This window comes from Staphylococcus sp. HMSC068C09, assembly GCF_001813735.1.
GTDB lineage: Bacteria > Bacillota > Bacilli > Staphylococcales > Staphylococcaceae > Staphylococcus > Staphylococcus hominis.
This window is the reverse complement of sequence record NZ_KV813753.1, coordinates 306,674-328,720: the sequence shown is the minus strand read 5'-3', so window position 1 is coordinate 328,720 and position 22,047 is coordinate 306,674. Positions and strand designations below refer to the sequence as shown.

Genomic DNA, 22,047 nt, shown 5'->3' with positions numbered 1-22,047 from the left:
TAAGGTGGTACCGCGCGTCAGCGTCCTTTTAAATAAGGATGCTGATATTTTTTTGAGAAAGGATTAAAGCTTAATGAAACTATATTATGAAATACTTAGAGCAAATATTACACCCGAAGTTTTAGGAAAGTTAAAGAAAAATAAGATTATTTTAGAAAGTACCAGTCAAAAGCAAATTAAAGGTAGATATTCTATTGTAGCATTCGAAAGCTATGGTTCTGTTGTGTTAAATAACGACTTACTAAAGATAAAAACAAAAAAACAAAATGTTGAAATTACTGAAAAGTCTTATGAATATTTAAAAGATTATATCAATCAATTTAATATTCAGATTACAGATGAAAAATTAAAACATTTACCATTTGTATCTGGCTTTATTGGTACGTGTAGTTTTGACTTAGTAAGACATGAATTTCCAATTTTAAAACAGCAATCTATACAAGAAATTAAGGATAGCAATGATATTGAATTTCACATGATAGAAGATGTATATGTATTTGATCATTATAAAGATGAATTATATGTTATTGCTACAAATCAATTTTCAGAAGTAGAACAGAAAGATTTAGAAAAAAGAGTAAAAGATAGAATAAAGGAACTATCTCAAATTAAAGCTTATACAGATGATTATATTCGTCCTCCTACGCCTTCAAATATCATACCAAATGTATCAGATGATGAATTTATAAATACTATAAAGCAATTGAAAAAGCTTATAAAAGAAGGCGATATGTTTCAAGTTGTACCATCTAGAATATATAGCTACAATCATCATTTTAAAAATAATACATTGCAATTAAGTTATCAATTATACCAAAACTTAAAAAGACGTAATCCAAGTCCATATATGTACTATATTAATATGAATACACAAATTATTATAGGCAGTTCTCCAGAGAGTTTTGTAGCTGTACAAGATGGAACGGTTATTACGAATCCAATCGCTGGAACAATTAAAAGAGGTAAAACCATAAAAGAAGATAAACAAAATGCAGAGCAATTATTGAGTGATGAAAAGGAATTAAGCGAACATCGAATGCTTGTTGATTTAGGCAGAAATGATCTACATAGAGTCAGTAGAACCGGTAGTTCAAAAATTACAAAATTAATGGAAATTGAAAAATATGAGCATGTCATGCATATTGTAAGCGAAGTAAAAGGTGAGATTAAGCAAAAATTATCTCCTATGACAGTAATTGCTAATTTATTACCTACAGGAACTGTTTCAGGAGCTCCAAAACTTAGAGCAATTAGGCGTATATATGAGACATATCCATATAAACGTGGACTATATAGTGGGGGTGTAGGCTACATTAATTGTAATCAGAATTTAGATTTTGCTTTAGCAATAAGAACAATGTTAATTGATGATACTACCGTGAAAGTCGAAGCAGGGTGTGGGGTGGTTTATGATTCAGTACCAGAAAAAGAATTAGAAGAAACATTATTAAAAGCAAAAAGTTTATTGGAGGTAACACCATGATTTTAATCATTGATAATTATGATTCATTTACATATAACTTAGTTGATATAGTAAGTCAATTAGATGATGTCATTGTTAAATATCCGGACGATAAAGATGTGCTTAACTACGTTAACCAAAGTGATGGTCTCATCATATCTCCAGGACCTGGTCATCCTTTAGATAGTAACCATCTATTGAATATTATTGAAAGGTATAAATCTTTACCGATATTAGGCGTATGTTTAGGTGCACAAGCAATAACATGCTATTACGGTGGCCGTGTTATTCAAGGCGAAAAAGTCATGCACGGTAAAGTCGATATATTAACAGTTATTCAACATACTAAATTATATAACAACTTAGCAAATCAATTTAATATAATGCGTTACCATTCATTAATAAGTGATGAAATCTCTTTTCCATCACAATTAATAATTACTGGAAGGACAAAAGATTGCATTCAATCTTATGAGACAAAAAATGGATTACATTTTGGTATTCAATATCATCCCGAGTCGTTTGCAACAGACCAAGGACAACAAATAATTAAAAATTTTATCGATATCGTAAAGGAAAGAGGTAAATATGATGACCTTAACATTACTCAACCAAATTCAAAGTCATGCAACACTCTCACAACATGAAACTACTGAATTTATTCAATATCTCATCAATCCAGAATGTCATACTCAAGATAAAGTAAAGTTATTACAAGCTTTCACAAATAAGTCGATACAACAAAAAGAATTAACTTATATAGTGAAAAGTCTTATTCATACGATGTATTCAACTCAACCTGAATACAAAGGAAGTATATGCGTTTGTGGAACAGGAGGAGATAAATCAAATAGTTTCAATATTTCAACGACAGTATCATTTGTAGTAGCAAGCGCAGATGTTCCAGTCATTAAACATGGAAATAAAAGTATTACATCTAATTCTGGAAGTACCGATTTATTACAACAATTACACATTCCTACTACGAAAGTAGCAAATGTAGCCAAACAAGTATCTAAAACACATTTAGCATTTATCAGCGCTATGGAATCTTATCCAATTATGAAATACATTCAACCTATTAGAAAACGTATTCATGAACCAACTATTTTCAATATTGTCGGACCATTAATCAATCCTTTTAAATTAGATTATCAAGTAATGGGGGTCTACGATGCTTCCCAATTACCCATGATTATTAAAACTATGAAAGATTTAGGACGACGAAGAGGCATCGTACTTCATGGAGCGAATAGAATGGATGAAGCAACATTATCTGGGGATAACGAAATATATGAATTACATGAAGATGGGACTATTTCACATTATGTTTTAAATGCACGAGATTATGGCATAGCTCATGCAAATAATATAGAACTTCAAGGTGGCACACCTGAAGAAAATAAAAACATTACCATTGACATATTAAGTGGAAAAGATCATTCCCCTAAAAGAAATGTCGTAGTGCTGAATGCAGCATTAGCCTTATATATATCAAATAGAGTGGATAGTATTAAAAAGGGCGTTGATTTAGCAAAAGATTTAATTGATAGTGGCAAAGCTTTAAAACAATGTCAGTTAATGAAAGGGGAATAAAATTGACAATATTAGATGAGATTGTACAGTATAAAAAACAGTTACTAAACGATGGGTATTATACAGATAAAATAAAACATATTAAAAAAGTTGATGTATCTTATAAGTCAGCTCTAGAAACCACTTTGAAAAGGGAATCAACATTGAGTATTATTGCAGAAATAAAATCTAAAAGTCCTTCTGTAAAAGCATTCAAGGACATTAACTTAGAGCATCAAATTGCTAAATATGAAAATCATGGAGCAAGTGCTATTTCAATTTTAACCGATGAAAAATATTTTGGAGGAAGTTTTGAACGTCTACAAACGTTAACACAACTCACACATTTACCAGTATTATGTAAGGATTTTATCATTGATCCGCTTCAAATTGATCTTGCTAAGAGAGCCGGAGCTTCTATTATTTTATTAATAGTAAATATTTTAACCAATGATACACTTCAGTCTTTATATCATTATGCAATATCTCAAAACTTAGAAGTCTTAGTTGAAGTTCATAACAAAGAAGAGTTAGAACGCGCTTATCAAATTAAACCTAAAATCATTGGTATAAATAATAGAGATTTAAAAACATTTATTACTAAAGTAGAACATACTAATGACATTTTGGAAATGAAAAAAGAAGGTTATTACTATATTTCTGAAAGTGGTATTACAACTTTAAATGATGTAAAAAAAATTGTAAGTAGTGGCATAGATGGATTACTTGTGGGAGGAGCTTTAATGAATAGTAATAATATATCATCGTTATTACCTTCATTAAAACTAAATAAAGAGAAATGAATATACTAAAATTTTGTGGTTTTAAAACAAAAAGTGATATTTTAAAAGCCAATTCCTTAGACATAGATATGATAGGTTTTATTCATTATCCAAAAAGTAAACGTCATTTAAATATAGAACAAATTAACTATTTAAATCAATTTGTAGCAAAGCACATTCATCGAGTTATAGTTGTTGTGAATCCTACATATAAAGAATTAAATACATTGTTGCAACAAACCAATGTGAACGGCATTCAATTTCATGGTAATGAAACAATTGAATTAATCCAAAAAGTTAAATTAAATTTTAAGAATATTAAGATAATTAAAGCGTTGCCGGCTACAGAAAACTTGAATAGAGATATGAATCAATATAAGCCATGGGTAGATTTATTTATTATTGATACCCCTTCAATTCAATTTGGTGGTACTGGTCAAACGTTTAATTGGAAAATATTAGAATCAGTAAGCCAAGACATTCCTTATCTTATTGCAGGAGGAATAAATATAAGTGCTATTCAACAGATTGAAAAGCTGAATTTATCACATAAAGGCTATGATATATCCAGTGGTATAGAGACAAATGAATGCAAGGATAAATTGAAAATGGAAACAATTATAAATTACGTTAAAGGGAGCTTAGAATATGAAACAGATACAAACGGAAGCAAATGAACTAGGTTTTTTTGGTGAGTATGGAGGACAATATGTACCGGAAACATTAATGCCAGCTATCATTGAATTAAAGAGAGCGTATAAAAAAGCAAAAAATGATCCTAAATTCCAACAAAAGATAGCATATTATTTAAAGGATTATGTTGGGAGAGAAACACCCTTAACTTATGCGAAATCATATACAGAAACATTAGGTGGGGCTAAAATTTATTTAAAAAGAGAAGATTTAAATCATACTGGTGCCCACAAAATCAATAATGCCATAGGTCAAGCATTGCTCGCTAAACGAATGGGCAAAAATAAACTTGTTGCAGAAACGGGAGCTGGACAACATGGAGTTGCAAGTGCCACAGTGGCTGCATTATTTGATATGGAACTGATTGTTTTTATGGGAAGAGAAGACATCAAAAGACAACAACTTAATGTATTTAGAATGGAATTATTAGGAGCTAAAGTTGAAGCTGTGGATGAAGGTCAAGGAACTTTATCTGACGCAGTTAATAAAGCGCTACAGTATTGGGTAAGTCACGTGGAAGATACACATTATTTATTAGGATCAGCTTTAGGGCCGGATCCTTTTCCAACGATGGTTAGAGATTTTCAGAGTGTAATTGGTCAAGAAATAAAATCACAAATATTAGAGAAAGAACATCGTTTGCCAGATGCAATAGTTGCTTGTGTAGGAGGAGGTTCTAATGCAATAGGAACATTTTATCCTTTTATCGAAGATGATGTGAAATTATACGGTGTGGAGGCAGCTGGCAGAGGTAAGGATACTAATCAACATGCACTTGCGATAGGGAAAGGAAAGGCCGGTGTGCTTCATGGATCAAAAATGTATTTAATCCAAGATGAACATGGACAAATTGAATTGGCACATTCTATCTCAGCAGGATTAGATTATCCAGGTATTGGACCTGAACATTCATATTATCATGATATTGGAAGAGTAACCTATGAATGTGCTAGCGATGAAGAAGCAATGGAAGCACTTGTCCGCTTCACCAAAATAGAAGGTATTATCCCCGCTATAGAAAGTGCACATGCATTAAGTTATGTAGAAAAATTAGCACCTAAAATGAAACAAAACGATATATTAGTAGTGACAATATCTGGACGCGGAGATAAAGATATGGAAACGATTCAACAATATATACAACAGAGAAAGGAGGATAAAAATGAGTAAATTATTTATTCCTTACATCATGGGTAATAGACAATTTTTAGAAAATGTAAAATTACTTGATAAAAGTGGAGCAGATATTATAGAAATTGGTGTTCCATTTTCAGATCCTGTAGCTGATGGACCCATCATTATGAAAGCTGGTCATGAAGCACTTAAAGATCATATAACAATCGACTATATATTTGATGAGTTAGATAAACATCAAAATGAAATTAATTGTAAATGTGTTCTAATGACATACTATAATGTTATTTTAAGTTATGGAGAAAAAGCCTTTTTTAAAAAATGCGATGATATTGGTGTTTATGGAGTAATTATTCCAGATTTACCATTTGAATTAATAGAACAATTAAAACAACAATTAAATCATAATAGAGTAGTAAAAATAATTTCATTAATAGCAATGACGACAGATATAAATCGTATACAAAATATAGCAAAACATGCCGAAGGATTTATCTATACTGTAACGATGAATGCTACTACTGGAGAAGATGGAACGTTTCATCCAAAGCTTAAAGACCAGATAAAAATGATTAAATCTTTTACATCTCTCCCAGTTGTAGCAGGATTTGGAATAAGAACTACAGACCATATAAAAGATTTGGTAAAAGATGTAGATGGTGTTGTTATTGGAAGTGAAATCGTTCGAAGATTTCAAAATGATGACTTAAGTCAAACAGGAGAATACTTAAGGGAGATTAGACAAACTTTAGATAATGGTTAGCATAGTATAAAATAAAAATTATTTAGAGTATTCATAGCATGAAATACTTAAGAATTAGTAGCAATGTAGTATTAATTGATTTAAAATGAAATTAGATATGAATTTAAGAGCTGAAAAAGAATGATTTTCAGCTCTTATTATTTGGAGAAGATAGAAGAAGCCAAGAATTTAAGAGCATTTAGGTTAATTGGAAGTATATACAGGTTTATATTTTAGTTTTAACCTTATCTAGTGTATACTTATTGAGATTAGACCGATGCGTATTCACAACATATACATAAGCTAAAATTTTAAAATTAGTCAACTCAAATTAAATAAAGATTCTAAATTAGGAGTTATAGAGATAATGAAGTTTACAAATTTAACAGCTACAGAATTTGGCGATTTTACTGAAAAAATGCCATATAGCCATTTTACACAAATGACTGAAAATTATGAGTTAAAAGTTGCCGAGAAAACTGAAACTCATTTAGTAGGAATTAAAAATAAAGATAATGAAGTCATTGCTGCTTGTATGCTAACTGCTGTACCCGTTATGAAAATTTTTAAATATTTTTATTCAAATCGTGGTCCAGTCATTGATTATGAAAACAAAGAGCTCGTTCACTTTTTCTTTAACGAATTAAGTAAATATTTAAAACAGCAACGTTGTTTATACGTACGTATAGACCCTTATTTGCCTTATCAATATCGTAATCATGATGGTGATATTACAGGGAATGCTGGGAATGATTGGTTCTTTGATAAAATGAAGCAATTAGGATATCAACACGAAGGGTTTACAACAGGATTTGATCCAATATTACAAATTCGGTTCCATTCAGTTTTAAATTTAAAGGATAAAACTGCTAAAGATGTATTAAATGGAATGGATAGTTTACGAAAAAGAAATACTAAAAAAGTCCAAAAAAATGGTGTTAAAGTAAGATTTCTTACTAAAGAAGAATTACCTATTTTCAGATCATTTATGGAAGATACATCAGAGACTAAAGAATTTTCTGATAGAGAGGATAGTTTCTACTATAATCGATTTGATCATTTTAAAGATAGAGTATTAGTACCTCTCGCATATATAAAATTTGATGAATATCTTGAAGAACTTCATGCAGAACGTCAGACATTAAATAAAGACTTAAACAAAGCTCTAAAAGATATTGAAAAACGACCAGATAACAAAAAAGCACAAAATAAAAAAATAAATTTAGAACAGCAATTAAAAGCAAATGAGCAAAAAATTGATGAAGCAACACAACTTCAATTAGAACACGGTAACGAATTACCAATATCTGCTGGATTCTTCTTTATTAATCCATTTGAAGTTGTATATTATGCAGGTGGAACGTCAAATAAATATAGACACTTCGCTGGAAGTTATGCAGTTCAATGGACTATGATTAATTATGCAATTGATCATGGCATTGACCGTTATAATTTTTATGGGATTAGTGGTCATTTTACAGATGATGCTGAAGATGCAGGTGTTGTGAAATTTAAAAAGGGATTTAATGCAGATGTAATTGAATATGTTGGTGATTTCGTTAAACCTATAAATAAACCAATGTATTCACTATATACAATACTTAAAAAAATTAAAAAAAGATTGAATTAAGAGGGGAATAGTGCGAATATGAAATTTACAGAGTTAACAGTTAAAGAATATGAAACCTTCGTACAAAATCCATCATTAGAGAGTCATTACTTCCAAGTTACTGAAAATATAAAAACTAGAGAAAATGACGGATTTGAAGTTGTGTTATTAGGTGTAAAAGATGAAAGTAATAAAGTGATTGCTGCAAGTCTTTTCTCAAAAATTCCAACTATGGGAAGTTATGTATACTATTCAAATCGTGGACCAGTGATGGATTATTCCGATTTAGGTCTTGTTGATTTTTACCTACGAGAATTAGAAAAATACCTACACCAACATCAATGTTTATATGTAAAACTTGATCCATATTGGATTTATCAAATTTACGATAAAGATATCAATTCGGTAGAAGGTCACGAAAAAAATGATGCTTTAGTTAATTTATTTAAATCACATGGTTACGAACATCATGGTTTCACTACGAAATATGATCGCTCTAGTCAAGTGAGATGGATGGGCGTAAATTATCTAAAAGGTGAAACACCTGCATCATTGAAAAAGCAGTTTGATAGTCAACGTAAAAGAAATATAAATAAAGCGATAAACTATGGAGTAAAAGTAAGATTTCTTAAAAGAGATGAACTAAATATTTTCTTAGACTTGTATCGTGAAACAGAAGCACGTACTGGTTTTGTATCAAAAACAGATGAATATTTTTATAATTTTATAGATACATACGGCGATAAAGCATTAGTGCCATTAGCATATATTGATTTAGATGACTATATTAAATCATTGCAAACCTCTTTAAATGATAAAGAAACGCGTCGTGATCAAATGATGTCTAAAGAAAATAAAAGTGACAAACAGCTAAAAAAAATTGCTGAATTAGATAAACAAATAGAACACGACCAAAAAGAACTCTTACATGCAAGTGAATTACGTCAAACTGATGGACAAATTTTAAACTTAGCTTCTGGAGTATACTTTGCAAATGCTTATGAAGTAAATTATTTCTCAGGTGGCTCATCAGAAAAATACAATAATTATATGGGACCATATATGATGCATTGGTTCATGATGAATTATTGCTTTAATCATGGATATGATCGATATAATTTTTATGGTTTATCTGGTGATTTTACTGAAAATAGTGAAGATTATGGTGTTTATCGCTTTAAAAGAGGGTTTAATGTGTATATCGAGGAGTTAATTGGGGATTTCTATAAACCAATTAATAAACCTAAATATTGGCTATTTAAAACATTGAATCGTATACGTAAGAAGATTAAAAAATAACAATTAGAATAAAAAGCATATTGGCAATCTTGCCAGTATGCTTTTTTATAATTAGTGATAGAGACTAATTATAAATAGTGTAGGTAAATTCTAAGTTGTAAATACAAGTTGCATCCTACAAATTAATAATAGCATATCAATTATTTTTATCAATGATACACCAAAAGAAATTTATTTTTAATATTTTATAATAAATGAAATTTATAGTGTTTTATAATTTGAATAATAAATACATAGTTATGATATCATTAAATAACTAATCTAATTGGAATCATTCCGCTTTAGATTGTTTTGAGAAATAATTAAGAACGATTGTATGAATCGTAATGCCAATATCCATGATTCAATACTTTAGATAATGATTACCGAACTGTAGAAAAAATAACTTTAAATAAATACTACTAAAATTAGAATGCATGGGCATATGTAAACGAGTTAAGGTATATATTAAAACTTTAAATAATCTGTATTGTGTTAAAAAGCTTAAATTGAAGATATTCATATAAAAATACAGATTTCGACAATTTAGTTTACATAATATATATTATAGGAAGTTGTATATATAACGATCAGGGGACCTATTCTATTTTAATGACACTTCAATGATATATTTTAGTTATCATTCTTTGGTTAACATTGATCTATCTAAAATGATTGACTTAGTTATAATTTGTTATGATAAAAATCAACTACATTATATGTATTATATATAATGTAGAAAATACTAATATGAATTTAGTGTTCGATATTTGTGACATAATTTATTTTGATAATTAATATAGTAATGAATCAATTATTGAATGCTTAGCTAGTTTACATAATGCAAGATACCATATGAATTTGCAGATAAATAATTTATATCTTTTGTTCTACCTTATCAATTTAAAGATTATCGGTGATATTGGAACCATTATTTCTAATAACAATTATTTCAAAGAAAGACTTTAATATCATAAAAAGTGATCCATTCTTATAAGTTTGACTATCGTCTCGTCTATTAACACGATTTTACTAAATATACCTTTCCAGTATTATGAGCAACATACCCCTTTTAAAATCATCAAATAAGTCAATAAGGCTACTTATTTTAAGTCTAATATACATGTTAAAGAAATCACCAACAATATAAAAGGAATATGTAATATTTTAGGTAAAATAAGATAATAAAATGTAAATATTTAATTGATAATGATTATCATTTTCTATTATAATACTTTCTAGGAGGTTAGAAAATGCAAAAATCATTTAAATATATTCTATTAATTTTATCAGTTATTTTAATCTTATCAGCATGTGATAAGCAATCGGATTCAAATTCTTCATCTAGTAAAGATACCATTACAGTAAAAAATACATATGAATTTAAGGATAAGAATCATACACATAGTAGAGGCAAAAATAAAACAGAAACAGTTAAAGTACCAGTTAATCCGAAACGTGTAGCAGTACTAGATTATGGCGCGTTAGATATTATGCAGCAAATGGGACTTCAAGACAAAATAGTTTCTATTGCTAAAGGACAAGGTGCTTCATTTTTGCCTTCTTCCCTTTCGGAATTTAAAAACAGTAAATATACAAATCTAGGCAATCCAGGAAGACCTAATTATGATGAATTAGCTAAATCAAAACCTAATGTTATCTTTGCTTCATTTAGACAAGCACATACGAAAACAATAGATGAAATGAAAAAAGCGGCGCCTAATGCTAAGATTTTATTTGTTAGTCCCGATAATGATAATTATATTTCATCAATTAAAGAACATACGACATTGTTTGGTAAAATTTTCAAAAAAGAAGAAAAAGCAAAAGCACTTAATCATAAATTAAGTGAAGAAGTGAAAGAGGCTAAAAAAGTAATTAATAAAGATACCGTATTACTTTTAAATGTTGATGATAAAGGCATTAGTGCCTTCGGACCAACTGGTAGATTTGGAGGCTTCTTAAATAAAGATTTAGGAATTAACCACGCTGATCCTAAAATGAAAGCAAATTCAGCTGGTAATATAGTTACTAATGAGTATTTAAATAAAATTAATCCTGATAAATTGTTTGTAATTAATCGAACTAAAAATGCGGATGACAAAACGTTACCTTCTGCTTTGAATAATCAAGTGATAAAAGATATGAAAGCAATAAAAAATCACCAAGTCTATCAATTTGAAGCTAATGCTTGGTATTTTAGTGAAGGTGGCATTGAAACAACTATTCATCAATTAAACAAAATTGAAAAAGCCTTTAAAAAATAATCCTTTTATACACTATTAAAAATATAAATGGGAGTGGGATAACGAATTCAAAATGAATTCTATCCTACTCCCTTATATTTATCTTCTATCACGACGACGATACATGTACTCGTCGTTATCATATTTTTTCATCTCTTTTTCCAATTGCTTTTCTTTACGTTCTCGGCGCCATCCTCTTGTAAAATACCATAAAAGGAAACTAATCATTAAACTGATAATGGCAAGAAAAGCGGCATAGCCTAATAAAGGCTGGAACGTTATATTATAAAAATTAGGAATAAAGAAAGCTAATACTGCTAAAACAACGAAGGTAATTACTGCTGCTGAAAACCATTTTTTCAGTACCAATGTACAAAAGACAGTTAATACCATCATTGCTAGGATTGTGATCCAAAGATAATTTGGCATATCAAATATCGTCATAAAAAACGCCTCAACTTTTATATTTTATAATATGTAATATACAATACTTTTATAAATAATTATACCTTCTTAATTATTAAAATGACTCAGACTAAAGGCTTAAAACTGAGTTTACAAATAATATTATGTATAATATATATGAGAATAACTATTTAGGAGTGAATAAAATGAACACAGGCTTACCACTCAGAAAACATGTTCCAGATAATGAAAAATGGAATTTAGAAGATTTATTTACGAATGATGAAGCATTTTATAATACTTTAAATGATGTATTAGAGAAATCCGCTCAATTTAATCAAAAATATAAAAATAATTTATCAGAAACTAAAATTATTCTAGATGCACTTAAAGAATATGAAGACTTACTTATACAATTTGATCGATTAGGTAATTATGCTGAACTTAGATTAAGTGTTGATACTACAAATGAATTAGCGCAAACATTAAATGCCAAACTATCAACATCTTATGGTAAGATATCTAGTTTATTATCATTTGTTGAATCTGAAATAATGATACTCTCTGATGATAAATTAAAAGAGCTAAAAGAGCAGTTCAATAGTCCTCATTATCTAGAAAAATTAATAAAACGTAAACCTTATCAATTATCTTCAGAAGTTGAAGAAGTGCTTGCCAGTTTGTCGCCTACTTTTCAAAGTGCTTATGAACTCTATGGAACAACTAAAATGCTTGATATTGCGTTTGAATCGTTTGAACATAATCATGAAATGTATCCTTTAGATTATGCAACTTTTGAAAATGAGTATGAAGACAGTTCAGATCCAGAGTTTAGACGTAAAAGTTTCGAAGCTTTTAGTAATGCATTGCGTAAATATCAACACACAACAGCTGCAACATATAATCAACATGTACAACAAGAAAAAATTGAGGCTAATTTAAGAGGCTATGATTCTGTTATAGATTATTTACTACAAGAACAAGAAGTTACACGTGAAATGTATGATAGACAAATTGATGTCATCATGAGTGATTTAGCACCTGTGATGCAAAAATATGCTAAAATACTGCAAAGAATTCATAACTTAGATAAAATGCGATTTGAAGATTTAAAAATATCAGTTGATCCTAGTTATGAACCAGATATTTCAATAGAAGACTCAAAACAATATATTCACGGTGCTTTAGGTGTTTTAGGCGATGACTATATTAAAATGGTTGATAATGCTTATAATCATCAATGGATTGATTTTGCTCAAAATAAAGGTAAAGATACTGGTGCGTATTGTGCTAGCCCTTATTTTACGCATTCATATGTATTTATTTCATGGACAGGTAAAATGGCAGAAACTTTCGTATTAGCGCATGAATTGGGTCACGCTGGTCATTTTACATTGTCACAAAAACATCAACATTTATTAGATTCAGAAGCATCTATGTATTTTGTAGAAGCACCTTCTACAATGAATGAAATGCTGATGGCAAACTACTTATTTAGTAATAGTAATGATGCACGGTTTAAACGATGGGTGATTGGCTCAATTATATCTCGCACATATTATCATAATATGGTCACGCATTTACTGGAAGCAGCATATCAAAGAGAAGTATACAAAAAAGTTGATAACGGTGAATCTTTAACAGCACCCGTTCTTAATAAGTTAATGAGAAACGTTTATGAACAATTCTTTGGTGATGCGGTTGAACTTACTGATGGAATGGAATTAACGTGGATGAGACAACCACATTATTATATGGGATTATATTCATATACGTATTCAGCTGGATTAACTATTGGCACAGTGGTCTCTCAAAAAATTAAAAAAGAAGGACAAAAAGCAGTCGATGCATGGTTAGAAACGTTAAAAGCTGGAGGAAGTAAAAATCCAGTTGAACTTGCAAAAGTAGCAGGCGTTGATATAACAACAAATGCCCCACTTAAATCTACTATTGCGTATATTTCAGAATTAGTAGATGAAGTAGAAACACTTACAAATGAAATTGAACATAATTAATATATTATAAAGGAGTGAGACACGATTCAAAATGAATCGTGTCTCACTCCTTTACTTTGATTTTTTTAGTTTGAATAAAACTATCAACGATAAAGTAGTTTAACGATCATATTTATCAAAATGTTCACCAGTAAAGTAATAATAAATACTTTCTGCTATATTTCTTACATGATCCCCTACTCTTTCTAAGTTACGTGCAGCTAAATGCGCTTGACCAGCTACAAATGGATCATTATCAATTAGATAAGTTGTGTTAACAATATTCACGTATAAATCATCAATATCTTTATCACGTTCGATAATTTCTTTAATCAATGTTAAATCTTCACTTTTAACAGCAGTATTTAAGTCTTCTAACATTAATAATGCAAGTTTACCCATTGTTTTTAAACGTGTTAAGACATAATGATCTGTAATTTTTACTCTTAGTCGAATATGAGCGATATTTGCAGCATTATCCCCCATTCTTTCAAAATCAGTAGAAATTTTTAAAGCTGCCATCATCATTCTTAAATCAGTAGCAATTGGTTGTTGTTTCGTAATTAACATGATTACTTGTTCGTTAATGTCATAATCAAATTTGTTAATTTCTTTATCTTTTTCAATGACGTGTCTAGCAAAGTTTCTATCATCTTCACTTAATGATTCAATAGCATTGTTAACATTTGAATAAACACGAAGACCAAGACGACGAAGTTCTTTAATTAAATCGTCCAATTGGCCTTCATATTTTTGTCTAATAATTTTCATTAAGCATTAACCAAAACGACCAGAAATATAATCTTCTGTTTGTTTGTCTGAAGGATTAGAGAAGATTTTATCAGTATCGTCATATTCATTTACATAACCATTAAGGAAGAATGCTGTTTTATCAGAAACACGTGCAGCTTGTTGCATGTTGTGTGTAACCATAATGATAGAATAATTTTCTTTTAATTCTTGAACCAGTTCTTCAACTCTTAAAGTAGAGATAGGATCTAATGCTGATGTAGGTTCATCCATTAAAATAACATCTGGTTCAATTGCTAAACATCTAGCAATACAAACACGTTGTTGTTGTCCCCCAGATAATCCATACGCATTTGTATGTAATCTGTCTTTTAATTCATCCCAAATTGCAGCACCACGTAATGACTTTTCAACAATTTCATCAAGTAATTTTTTATCTTTAATACCATGGATTTTTGGACCATAAGTAATATTATCATAAATTGATTTAGGAAATGGATTTGGTTGTTGGAATACCATTCCTACATTCGTTCTTAATTTTTCTTTTGAATAGTTGTTATCAAAAATATTTTGTTCTCTGTATAAAATTTTACCAGCAGTTTTAACTGATGGTACTAATTCAACCATACGATTTAATGTTTTAATATACGTTGATTTACCACAACCAGAAGGACCGATAATAGCAGTGACATTATTTTCTAAGATATCTAAATTGATGTTTTGTAAAGCATGATTTTCACCATACCATAAATCTAAATTTTGAGTTGAATAAACTACTTTTCTTTCACTGTCAGGTTTAATATTTTTTTTATTTTCGCTATTAGTTGTTACAATTGTTGTCTTTTGAGACTGATTGTCGTTTGTTGGATGAGTGTGATTTGAGTGTTGATCAACAACATCATTTGTATGTTGTTCAATGTTCTTTTTCTTTTCATCTACGTTGATTTTTGCCATATATAAAACTCCTTTTATTTTAAGAGAGAAAGCAGAAATCTTTCTCTCTATCCCAAATAACTTTAATAATAAAATGCTTAATATTTTCTAGAAAATTTATTACGTAAGAAAATTGCTAAACCGTTCATTAATAATAAGATAACAAGTAATACGATAATACCTGCTGAAGCCACGTTTTGGAATTCAGCTTGTGGCATTTTAGCCCAAGTATAAATTTGAGTTGGTAAAGCAGTAAACATTGAGAATAAACCAGATGGTACTGCTAAGAAAATAGTTGGAATACCGATTAAGATTAATGGTGCTGTTTCACCTAATGCACGTGAAAGTGATAAAATAAATCCCGTTAAAATACCAGGTAAAGCAGCGGGTAAAACCACTTTTCTAATTGTTTGCCATTTATTTCCACCTAGACCATAAGATGCTTCTCTTACAGAATTAGGTACGGCACGAATCGCTTCCTGGCTTGAAACGATAATAATCGGTAAGATAAGTAATGACATTGTTAAAGCAGCAGCGATAACAGTATTTCCTAAAGATAATGATTCAATACCAGCGCCACGTACAAATAATGTTAATCCTAATAAACCAAATACAATTGAAGGCACACCAGCTAAGTTAGAAATACAAATTTTAACGAAACTTGTAAACATATTATCGCGTGCGTATTCTTCAAGATAAATTGCTGTACCAACACCTAAGATAATAGAGATTGGGATGATAGTAATCATTAACCATAATGTACCAGCTAATGCGCCTTTAATCCCAGCTTGTGATGGTGTTGAAGATGAGAAACTTGTAAAGAATTCAGGTGTTAAATGTCCTACACCTTTTACAAGTGTTTGAATCAGTAATGCGGCAAGAACGATTAAAGCAAATACAATACATGCAAAGAATAGCCATTTATTAAGACTATTTTTTTTATCGCGACTAGATAGGTTTTTTTCGACTTTACTTTTGTCAACTAAACCTTTAGCTCTTGGATCAGTCGTTGCTGTCATATTAATACTCCTCTCTATAACGCTTAGAAATCCAGTATGAAATTAAGTTCATAATTAATGTGAAAATGAATAATGTGAAGCCAACTGCATAAATACTATAGTAAATATCTGAACCGAATGTCGCATCACCTGTAGCAATTTCAACAATATAACCTGTCATTGTTTGAATAGAACTTGTTAATGTTAAAGATGATGTCGGTGAACTACCTGCAGCTAATGATACGATCATTGTTTCACCAATAGCACGAGAAATACCAAGTACAATTGAAGCAATTACACCAGAAGCGGCAGCTGGTAATACGACTTTAGTTGCAACTTCAAATTTAGTTGAACCTAAACCAAAAGCACCTTCACGCATTTTATTAGGTACAGAAGCCATTGCATCTTCACTCATACTTGTAATAATTGGAACAATCATTATTCCAACCACGATACCAGGACTGATAGAGTTAAAACTATCGAGTTGAGGTATAAATGTTCTTAATAAAGGTGTTACAAAAGTTAAAGCAAAGAAACCGAATACGATAGTTGGAATGCCAGCTAAGATTTCAAGAATAGGTTTAATAATACGTCTTGCTTTATCGCTTGCATATTCACTTAAGTAGATTGCAGCGCCTAATCCGATAGGAACAGCTACTAAAGTACCAATGAAAGTAATTTTTAAAGTACCAAGAATTAATGCCCAAATACCATATTTAGGGTCAGAACTTGTAGGATTCCAATCTTTAGTAAAAAGAAACTCAGTAATTGAAACACGTGTAAAGAATGTGATTGTTTCAGTGATTAATGTAAATAATATACCGATAGTTGTTAAAATAGAGATGGCAGCAATAATTCCTAAAATAATTGGCACGATTTTATCAGAAAATCCACCTTTTTTAGCGTTATTTTTAGCTATCATCTCTCTAACATTAGTGTTAGAAGCCATATATAACCCTCTCTTTTTATTTCTCCCAATAGATTTTAAAAAAAGAGCAGGAAATTATCAGGTAACGAATGAGTTCAAATTAATTTAAAACACTTTAACAATCACCCATGTATATATCCTGAACAACTCATGTAAATGAATGTTACATGAGTTGTTAATTCCCAGCCCTTTATATTAATAATGATTATTATTTGTCAGAATCTTTTTTGTATTTATCTAATTCTTTAATTTCATCTTTATAAACTTTGCTTGGTGAAGCAACGTATCCAGCATCTTCAGCTGATTTACCTTTGTCATCTAAAGTGAATTTCAAGAATTCTCTCATAACATCATTATCTTCTAATGATTTTTCTTTAACATATAAGAATAATGGTCTACTTAAAGGATAAGAACCATCTTGGATAGTCTTTTTAGTAGGTTCTACAGATTTACCATCGTCACCTTTAATTTTAACTTCTTTTAATTTATCTTTATTTTGTTTATAGAAGTTATAACCGAAGTAACCAATACTTTCTTTGTTTTTCTCAACTGATTGAACGATAACGTTAGTATCTCCATTTTTTTGAGCTTTGATATCTTGTTTATCCATAACTTCTTCTTCCCAGAAGTCATAAGTACCATGACTTGAGTTTGGAGAGAAAGCTTTGATTTCTTTGTTAGGCCAGCTAGAATCTACATCTTTCCAAGTTTTAGCTTCGCCACTGTAGATTTTTTTCAATTGATCTTTAGATAATTCTTTTACAAAGTCATTATCTTTATTAACAGCAACAGTTACACCATCTTGTGCAATTTTAAATTCTTTATATTTAATGTTTTTGTCTTCTAATTTTTGTTTTTCTTCATCTTTGATAGGTCTAGAAGCTTGTGAGAAGTCAGTTTCACCAGCGATGAATTTTTCAAAACCAGCACCAGTACCTGCTTGACCAGATGAAATAGTTGCGCTTGGATGATCTTTAGACCATTTTTCATTTAATTTTTCAACGATTGGAGCAACAGTAGATGAACCTTCACCTTTTGCAGAACCTTTAAGGTCTTTTCCATCTCCTGAACCACTGCCGCCACTATTTCCACCGCCACATGCGCCTAAAAGAACAGTAGCACCTAAAACAGTTGTACCAACTAATTGCCATTTCTTCATTAAAACATCCTCCTAATTATAGATAACCCAAAATGTTATATGTATTTCTTACAATGCTTATATTACATACCTTTTGTTAATATAAAATAGAGTAATTGTAAATATTTTGTTAATTTATAAAAAACTTATGTTTTATATAAATAAAATCCATAAAAAAACCACTGAAAGTGTGACCTTTCAATGGTTTTAAACTATCTATATAATATGGAAGAAACTCGATTTTCATGAACTCATTATTCTTGAATAAGACTTTTACCTTTTTTAGTTAATGTGATTTTTCCAGTTTCAATATTTATAATTTTTCTTTTATATAAATGACCAATTGCACGTTTAAATGAACCTTTACTCATGTTAAATACTTCTTTAATTGCTTCCGGACTTGATTTATCCCAAAATGGAAGTTCTCCATCATACTCTACTAACAAATCAAAGATAACTTGACCATCCTCATCTAAACGTTCATGTGCGAGGGGTAAGAATGAACCGTTCAATTCACCTTTTTCATTATGTCCGATAATACGTACTTCTACAGCTTCGCCTAATCTTGGCTCATGTTTACGTTCAGACTCATGTACAAACACTTTGTAACCATCCTCAGTTAATAAAAAAGTCCCGATACGTAATAAACGATATGGTCTTGCTTTTAATACTTGATTTTGCATATCATCATTAGATACAGGTGTAAACATTTTTTCCACAATTGTTTCACTAGCTAAACGTGCGAACATTTGATGATTTCTATCGATTCTTAATGTGACTAATACATAATCTCCTGATTGAGGCCATAACGATTTAACTTTAGGTAAATCTTCCCATGGAATAAGCACCTCTCTTGGTAAACCAACATCTACTCTTGCACCATCTCTATCTGTTTTTAATACTTTTGCAAAATCATATTTATCTTTTGTAATGTCAGGCATATTTTGAGTAGCAAATAATTCACCTGAACGGTTTGGATAAATGAAGAAACTGTATTCTTCTCCAATTTCGAATTCATCTTCCTCATTGATTTCTGACTGATTTAACTTCACTTGTTCACCATTTGGACCTTTTAATAAATAAGTAGAGCCTTCCAATCCAAGAACTTCTAGAAATTCAATTGAACCAACGATATCTTTGTCTAATGCCATAGTTGTCTCCTTTAAGCAGTTTATTTCTAAGTATTATAACATGAGTTTTATAAAGTATCATTGGCATAAATGATATAAGGTCGAATATAGGAACATTATATGATATAATTTTTTGCGTTAGATAAACGATGAATAAAGGAGTAAATGAATGTTACAAGTTACGGATGTAAGTTTACGTTTTGGTGATCGTAAACTATTTGAAGATGTAAATATTAAATTTACTGAAGGTAATTGTTATGGACTTATCGGTGCGAATGGTGCAGGTAAATCTACTTTCTTAAAAATCTTATCTGGAGAAATTGATTCACAAACGGGTCATGTTTCTCTTGGAAAAGATGAACGTTTAGCAGTATTAAAACAAGATCACTTTGCTTATGAAGATGAACGTGTATTAGATGTAGTTATAAAAGGACATGAACGTCTATTTGAAGTGATGAAAGAAAAAGACGAAATTTATATGAAACCTGACTTCAGTGATGAAGATGGCATTCGTGCAGCTGAATTAGAAGGTGAATTTGCTGAAATGAATGGATGGAATGCCGAAGCAGATGCAGCTTCCCTACTATCAGGACTTGGTATTACCCCAGATTTACATGATAAGCAAATGTCAGAGTTAGAAAATAATCAAAAAGTAAAAGTATTATTGGCACAAAGTTTATTTGGAGATCCAGATGTTTTATTACTCGATGAGCCTACCAATGGTCTTGATATTCCTGCCATTAGTTGGTTAGAAGATTTCTTAATTAACTTTGAAAATACTGTCATTGTAGTATCTCATGATCGTCATTTCTTAAATAATGTATGTACACATATTGCAGATTTAGATTTTGGTAAAATCAAAGTCTATGTTGGTAACTATGATTTTTGGTATCAATCAAGTCAACTTGCTCAAAAAATGGCTCAAGAACAAAACAAGAAAAAAGAAGAAAAAATCAAAGAATTACAAGACTTCATTGCTCGTTTCTCTGCGAATGCGTCAAAATCAAAACAAGCAACAAGTCGTAAGAAGCAATTAGAAAAAATTGAACTTGATGATATTCAACCATCTTCAAGACGTTATCCTTATGTGAAATTCACCCCAGAAAGAGAAATTGGTAATGATTTATTAGTAGTTGATGGTATCTCAAAAACAATTGAGGGTGAAAAAGTTTTAGATAATATTTCATTCACTATGAATCCAAATGATAAAGCTATTTTAATTGGCGATAGTGAAATTGCTAAAACTACCCTATTAAAAATACTTGCTGGTGAAATGGAACCAGATGAAGGTTCATTTAAATGGGGAGTGACAACTTCATTAAGCTATTTCCCTAAAGATAATTCTGATTTCTTCGAAGGCGTAGATATGAATTTAGTTGAATGGTTACGTCAATATGCTCCTGAAGATGAACAAACTGAAACATTTTTACGCGGTTTCTTAGGACGTATGCTATTTAGCGGTGAAGAAGTTAAGAAAAAAGCAAGTGTATTATCAGGTGGAGAGAAAGTACGTTGTATGTTAAGTAAAATGATGCTTTCAAGTGCCAATGTTTTACTACTTGATGAGCCAACGAACCATCTTGATTTAGAAAGCATTACAGCTGTTAACGATGGATTAGCTTCATTCAAAGGATCAATTATCTTTACTTCATATGACTTTGAATTTATTAACACAATCGCTAATCGCGTGATTGATTTAAACCAACCAGGTAGTTTATCTAAAGAATTGCCATATGAAGAATATCTAAAAGAAATTGGTGTGTTACAAAATTAAAATAATAGGATTTTAATAAAGCATCTTCTATTTTTAAAATTTAGAATATGCATAACACTGTCGCTAAATAACGAACTTTAGCGACAGTTTTTTTATAAAATACTATTATTTTCGAATTATTGTTATTATTTATACAAATTACTTATTATTACTATCTCTTTTCTTTAACAGTAATATTACTTCAATAATTTTCAGTTTATTTCAAAAAATCACAATAATCGGTTTACAGTTAAAAGGTGCTTATGTATAATTAAAAACATAGTAATTGAATAAGAAATTGATGAGGCGCATCAATCATTAGTATATATTAGAACACTGTCTGCCACGGCTAATATAGAAAGGGTGCGATGCCGAAACGAATTGCAACCGCAGTAAGCGTTCGTTGGACTTTGTGGTTAAGAGCTGAGAGTTTGTCATTATTATTTAATAATGGAGTGCATCACTTGTATATAAATTACGAGCAAGTTCGCACATTC

At 30.1% G+C, this 22,047-nt stretch carries 19 protein-coding genes and 1 riboswitch; of the genes, 12 read left to right on the top strand and 7 right to left on the bottom strand.

Going from position 1 to position 22,047, the window contains the following annotated elements; translation table 11 throughout:
- Nucleotides 1-73: 73 nt before the first annotated feature.
- The 10 genes from HMPREF2930_RS04060 (at nucleotide 74) to HMPREF2930_RS04015 (ending at nucleotide 11,542) form a co-directional block, all read left to right on the top strand.
- Nucleotides 74-1,483 carry an anthranilate synthase component I gene (locus tag HMPREF2930_RS04060; RefSeq protein WP_017174686.1) on the top strand — a complete coding sequence of 470 codons (1,410 nt, stop codon included), beginning with the start codon at nucleotides 74-76 and terminating at the stop codon, nucleotides 1,481-1,483.
- A complete protein-coding gene (locus tag HMPREF2930_RS04055) occupies nucleotides 1,480-2,109 on the top strand; it encodes an anthranilate synthase component II (RefSeq protein ID WP_017174687.1) in 630 nt (209 codons plus the stop codon). The genes HMPREF2930_RS04060 and HMPREF2930_RS04055 overlap by 4 nt, the downstream gene beginning before the upstream one ends.
- The gene (gene trpD, locus HMPREF2930_RS04050) at nucleotides 2,054-3,058 is read left to right on the top strand and encodes an anthranilate phosphoribosyltransferase (protein ID WP_017174688.1); all 1,005 of its coding nucleotides are present in this window, start codon (nucleotides 2,054-2,056) and stop codon (nucleotides 3,056-3,058) included. Before HMPREF2930_RS04055 ends, trpD begins: the two co-directional genes overlap by 56 nt.
- A 2-nt stretch (nucleotides 3,059-3,060) precedes the next feature.
- Nucleotides 3,061-3,840, top strand: a complete 780-nt coding sequence (gene trpC / locus HMPREF2930_RS04045; RefSeq protein WP_017174689.1) for an indole-3-glycerol phosphate synthase TrpC — start codon at nucleotides 3,061-3,063, stop codon at nucleotides 3,838-3,840.
- Entirely contained in the window at nucleotides 3,837-4,496 is a 660-nt protein-coding gene (locus HMPREF2930_RS04040) for a phosphoribosylanthranilate isomerase (RefSeq protein ID WP_017174690.1), read from the top strand. The genes trpC and HMPREF2930_RS04040 overlap by 4 nt, the downstream gene beginning before the upstream one ends.
- Nucleotides 4,468-5,682, top strand: coding sequence for a tryptophan synthase subunit beta (gene trpB, locus HMPREF2930_RS04035; RefSeq protein WP_017174691.1), 1,215 nt, complete (start codon nucleotides 4,468-4,470; stop codon nucleotides 5,680-5,682). The genes HMPREF2930_RS04040 and trpB overlap by 29 nt, the downstream gene beginning before the upstream one ends.
- Nucleotides 5,675-6,409 (top strand): tryptophan synthase subunit alpha, encoded by a 735-nt coding sequence (trpA, locus tag HMPREF2930_RS04030; RefSeq protein WP_017174692.1) that lies wholly within the window; start codon nucleotides 5,675-5,677, stop codon nucleotides 6,407-6,409. Before trpB ends, trpA begins: the two co-directional genes overlap by 8 nt.
- 346 nt (nucleotides 6,410-6,755) lie before the next feature.
- Nucleotides 6,756-8,018 (top strand): aminoacyltransferase, encoded by a 1,263-nt coding sequence (locus HMPREF2930_RS04025; protein ID WP_017174693.1) that lies wholly within the window; start codon nucleotides 6,756-6,758, stop codon nucleotides 8,016-8,018.
- An 18-nt stretch (nucleotides 8,019-8,036) separates the two neighbouring features.
- Nucleotides 8,037-9,296 (top strand): aminoacyltransferase, encoded by a 1,260-nt coding sequence (locus tag HMPREF2930_RS04020; protein ID WP_070597246.1) that lies wholly within the window; start codon nucleotides 8,037-8,039, stop codon nucleotides 9,294-9,296.
- A gap of 1,232 nt (nucleotides 9,297-10,528) precedes the next feature.
- Nucleotides 10,529-11,542, top strand: coding sequence for a siderophore ABC transporter substrate-binding protein (locus HMPREF2930_RS04015; protein ID WP_017174695.1), 1,014 nt, complete (start codon nucleotides 10,529-10,531; stop codon nucleotides 11,540-11,542).
- Between the two features lie 78 nt (nucleotides 11,543-11,620).
- Here HMPREF2930_RS04015 and HMPREF2930_RS04010 read toward each other — a convergent pair whose 3' ends face one another.
- Nucleotides 11,621-11,965 (bottom strand): membrane protein, encoded by a 345-nt coding sequence (locus tag HMPREF2930_RS04010; RefSeq protein ID WP_017174696.1) that lies wholly within the window; start codon nucleotides 11,963-11,965, stop codon nucleotides 11,621-11,623.
- A 167-nt stretch (nucleotides 11,966-12,132) separates the two neighbouring features.
- Between HMPREF2930_RS04010 and pepF the strand changes: the two genes are divergently transcribed.
- Nucleotides 12,133-13,941: an oligoendopeptidase F gene (pepF, locus tag HMPREF2930_RS04005; RefSeq protein WP_017174697.1), complete on the top strand. Its 1,809-nt coding sequence runs from the start codon at nucleotides 12,133-12,135 to the stop codon at nucleotides 13,939-13,941.
- A 99-nt stretch (nucleotides 13,942-14,040) separates the two neighbouring features.
- On the opposite strand, the gene phoU is transcribed toward pepF, so the two are convergent.
- The 6 genes from phoU to cvfB all read right to left on the bottom strand — a co-directional run bounded on the left by phoU (nucleotide 14,041) and on the right by cvfB (nucleotide 19,818).
- Nucleotides 14,041-14,691 carry a phosphate signaling complex protein PhoU gene (gene phoU / locus HMPREF2930_RS04000; RefSeq protein ID WP_017174698.1) on the bottom strand — a complete coding sequence of 217 codons (651 nt, stop codon included), beginning with the start codon at nucleotides 14,689-14,691 and terminating at the stop codon, nucleotides 14,041-14,043.
- 6 nt (nucleotides 14,692-14,697) lie between these two features.
- Nucleotides 14,698-15,624, bottom strand: a complete 927-nt coding sequence (gene pstB / locus HMPREF2930_RS03995; protein WP_017174699.1) for a phosphate ABC transporter ATP-binding protein PstB — start codon at nucleotides 15,622-15,624, stop codon at nucleotides 14,698-14,700.
- A gap of 77 nt (nucleotides 15,625-15,701) precedes the next feature.
- On the bottom strand, nucleotides 15,702-16,622 hold the full coding sequence (pstA, locus tag HMPREF2930_RS03990) for a phosphate ABC transporter permease PstA (protein ID WP_037541016.1): 921 nt from the start codon (nucleotides 16,620-16,622) through the stop codon (nucleotides 15,702-15,704).
- 1 nt (nucleotide 16,623) lies between these two features.
- The gene (gene pstC / locus HMPREF2930_RS03985; RefSeq protein WP_017174701.1) at nucleotides 16,624-17,550 is read right to left on the bottom strand and encodes a phosphate ABC transporter permease subunit PstC; all 927 of its coding nucleotides are present in this window, start codon (nucleotides 17,548-17,550) and stop codon (nucleotides 16,624-16,626) included.
- Between the two features lie 187 nt (nucleotides 17,551-17,737).
- Nucleotides 17,738-18,688: a PstS family phosphate ABC transporter substrate-binding protein gene (locus tag HMPREF2930_RS03980; RefSeq protein WP_017174702.1), complete on the bottom strand. Its 951-nt coding sequence runs from the start codon at nucleotides 18,686-18,688 to the stop codon at nucleotides 17,738-17,740.
- A gap of 233 nt (nucleotides 18,689-18,921) precedes the next feature.
- Nucleotides 18,922-19,818 carry an RNA-binding virulence regulatory protein CvfB gene (gene cvfB, locus HMPREF2930_RS03975; RefSeq protein ID WP_017174703.1) on the bottom strand — a complete coding sequence of 299 codons (897 nt, stop codon included), beginning with the start codon at nucleotides 19,816-19,818 and terminating at the stop codon, nucleotides 18,922-18,924.
- Nucleotides 19,819-19,966: 148 nt separating this feature from the next.
- Between cvfB and HMPREF2930_RS03970 the strand changes: the two genes are divergently transcribed.
- A complete protein-coding gene (locus HMPREF2930_RS03970) occupies nucleotides 19,967-21,571 on the top strand; it encodes an ABC-F family ATP-binding cassette domain-containing protein (RefSeq protein WP_017174704.1) in 1,605 nt (534 codons plus the stop codon).
- Between the two features lie 272 nt (nucleotides 21,572-21,843).
- A riboswitch (Lysine riboswitch) is annotated at nucleotides 21,844-22,019 on the top strand.
- Nucleotides 22,020-22,047: the final 28 nt, after the last annotated feature.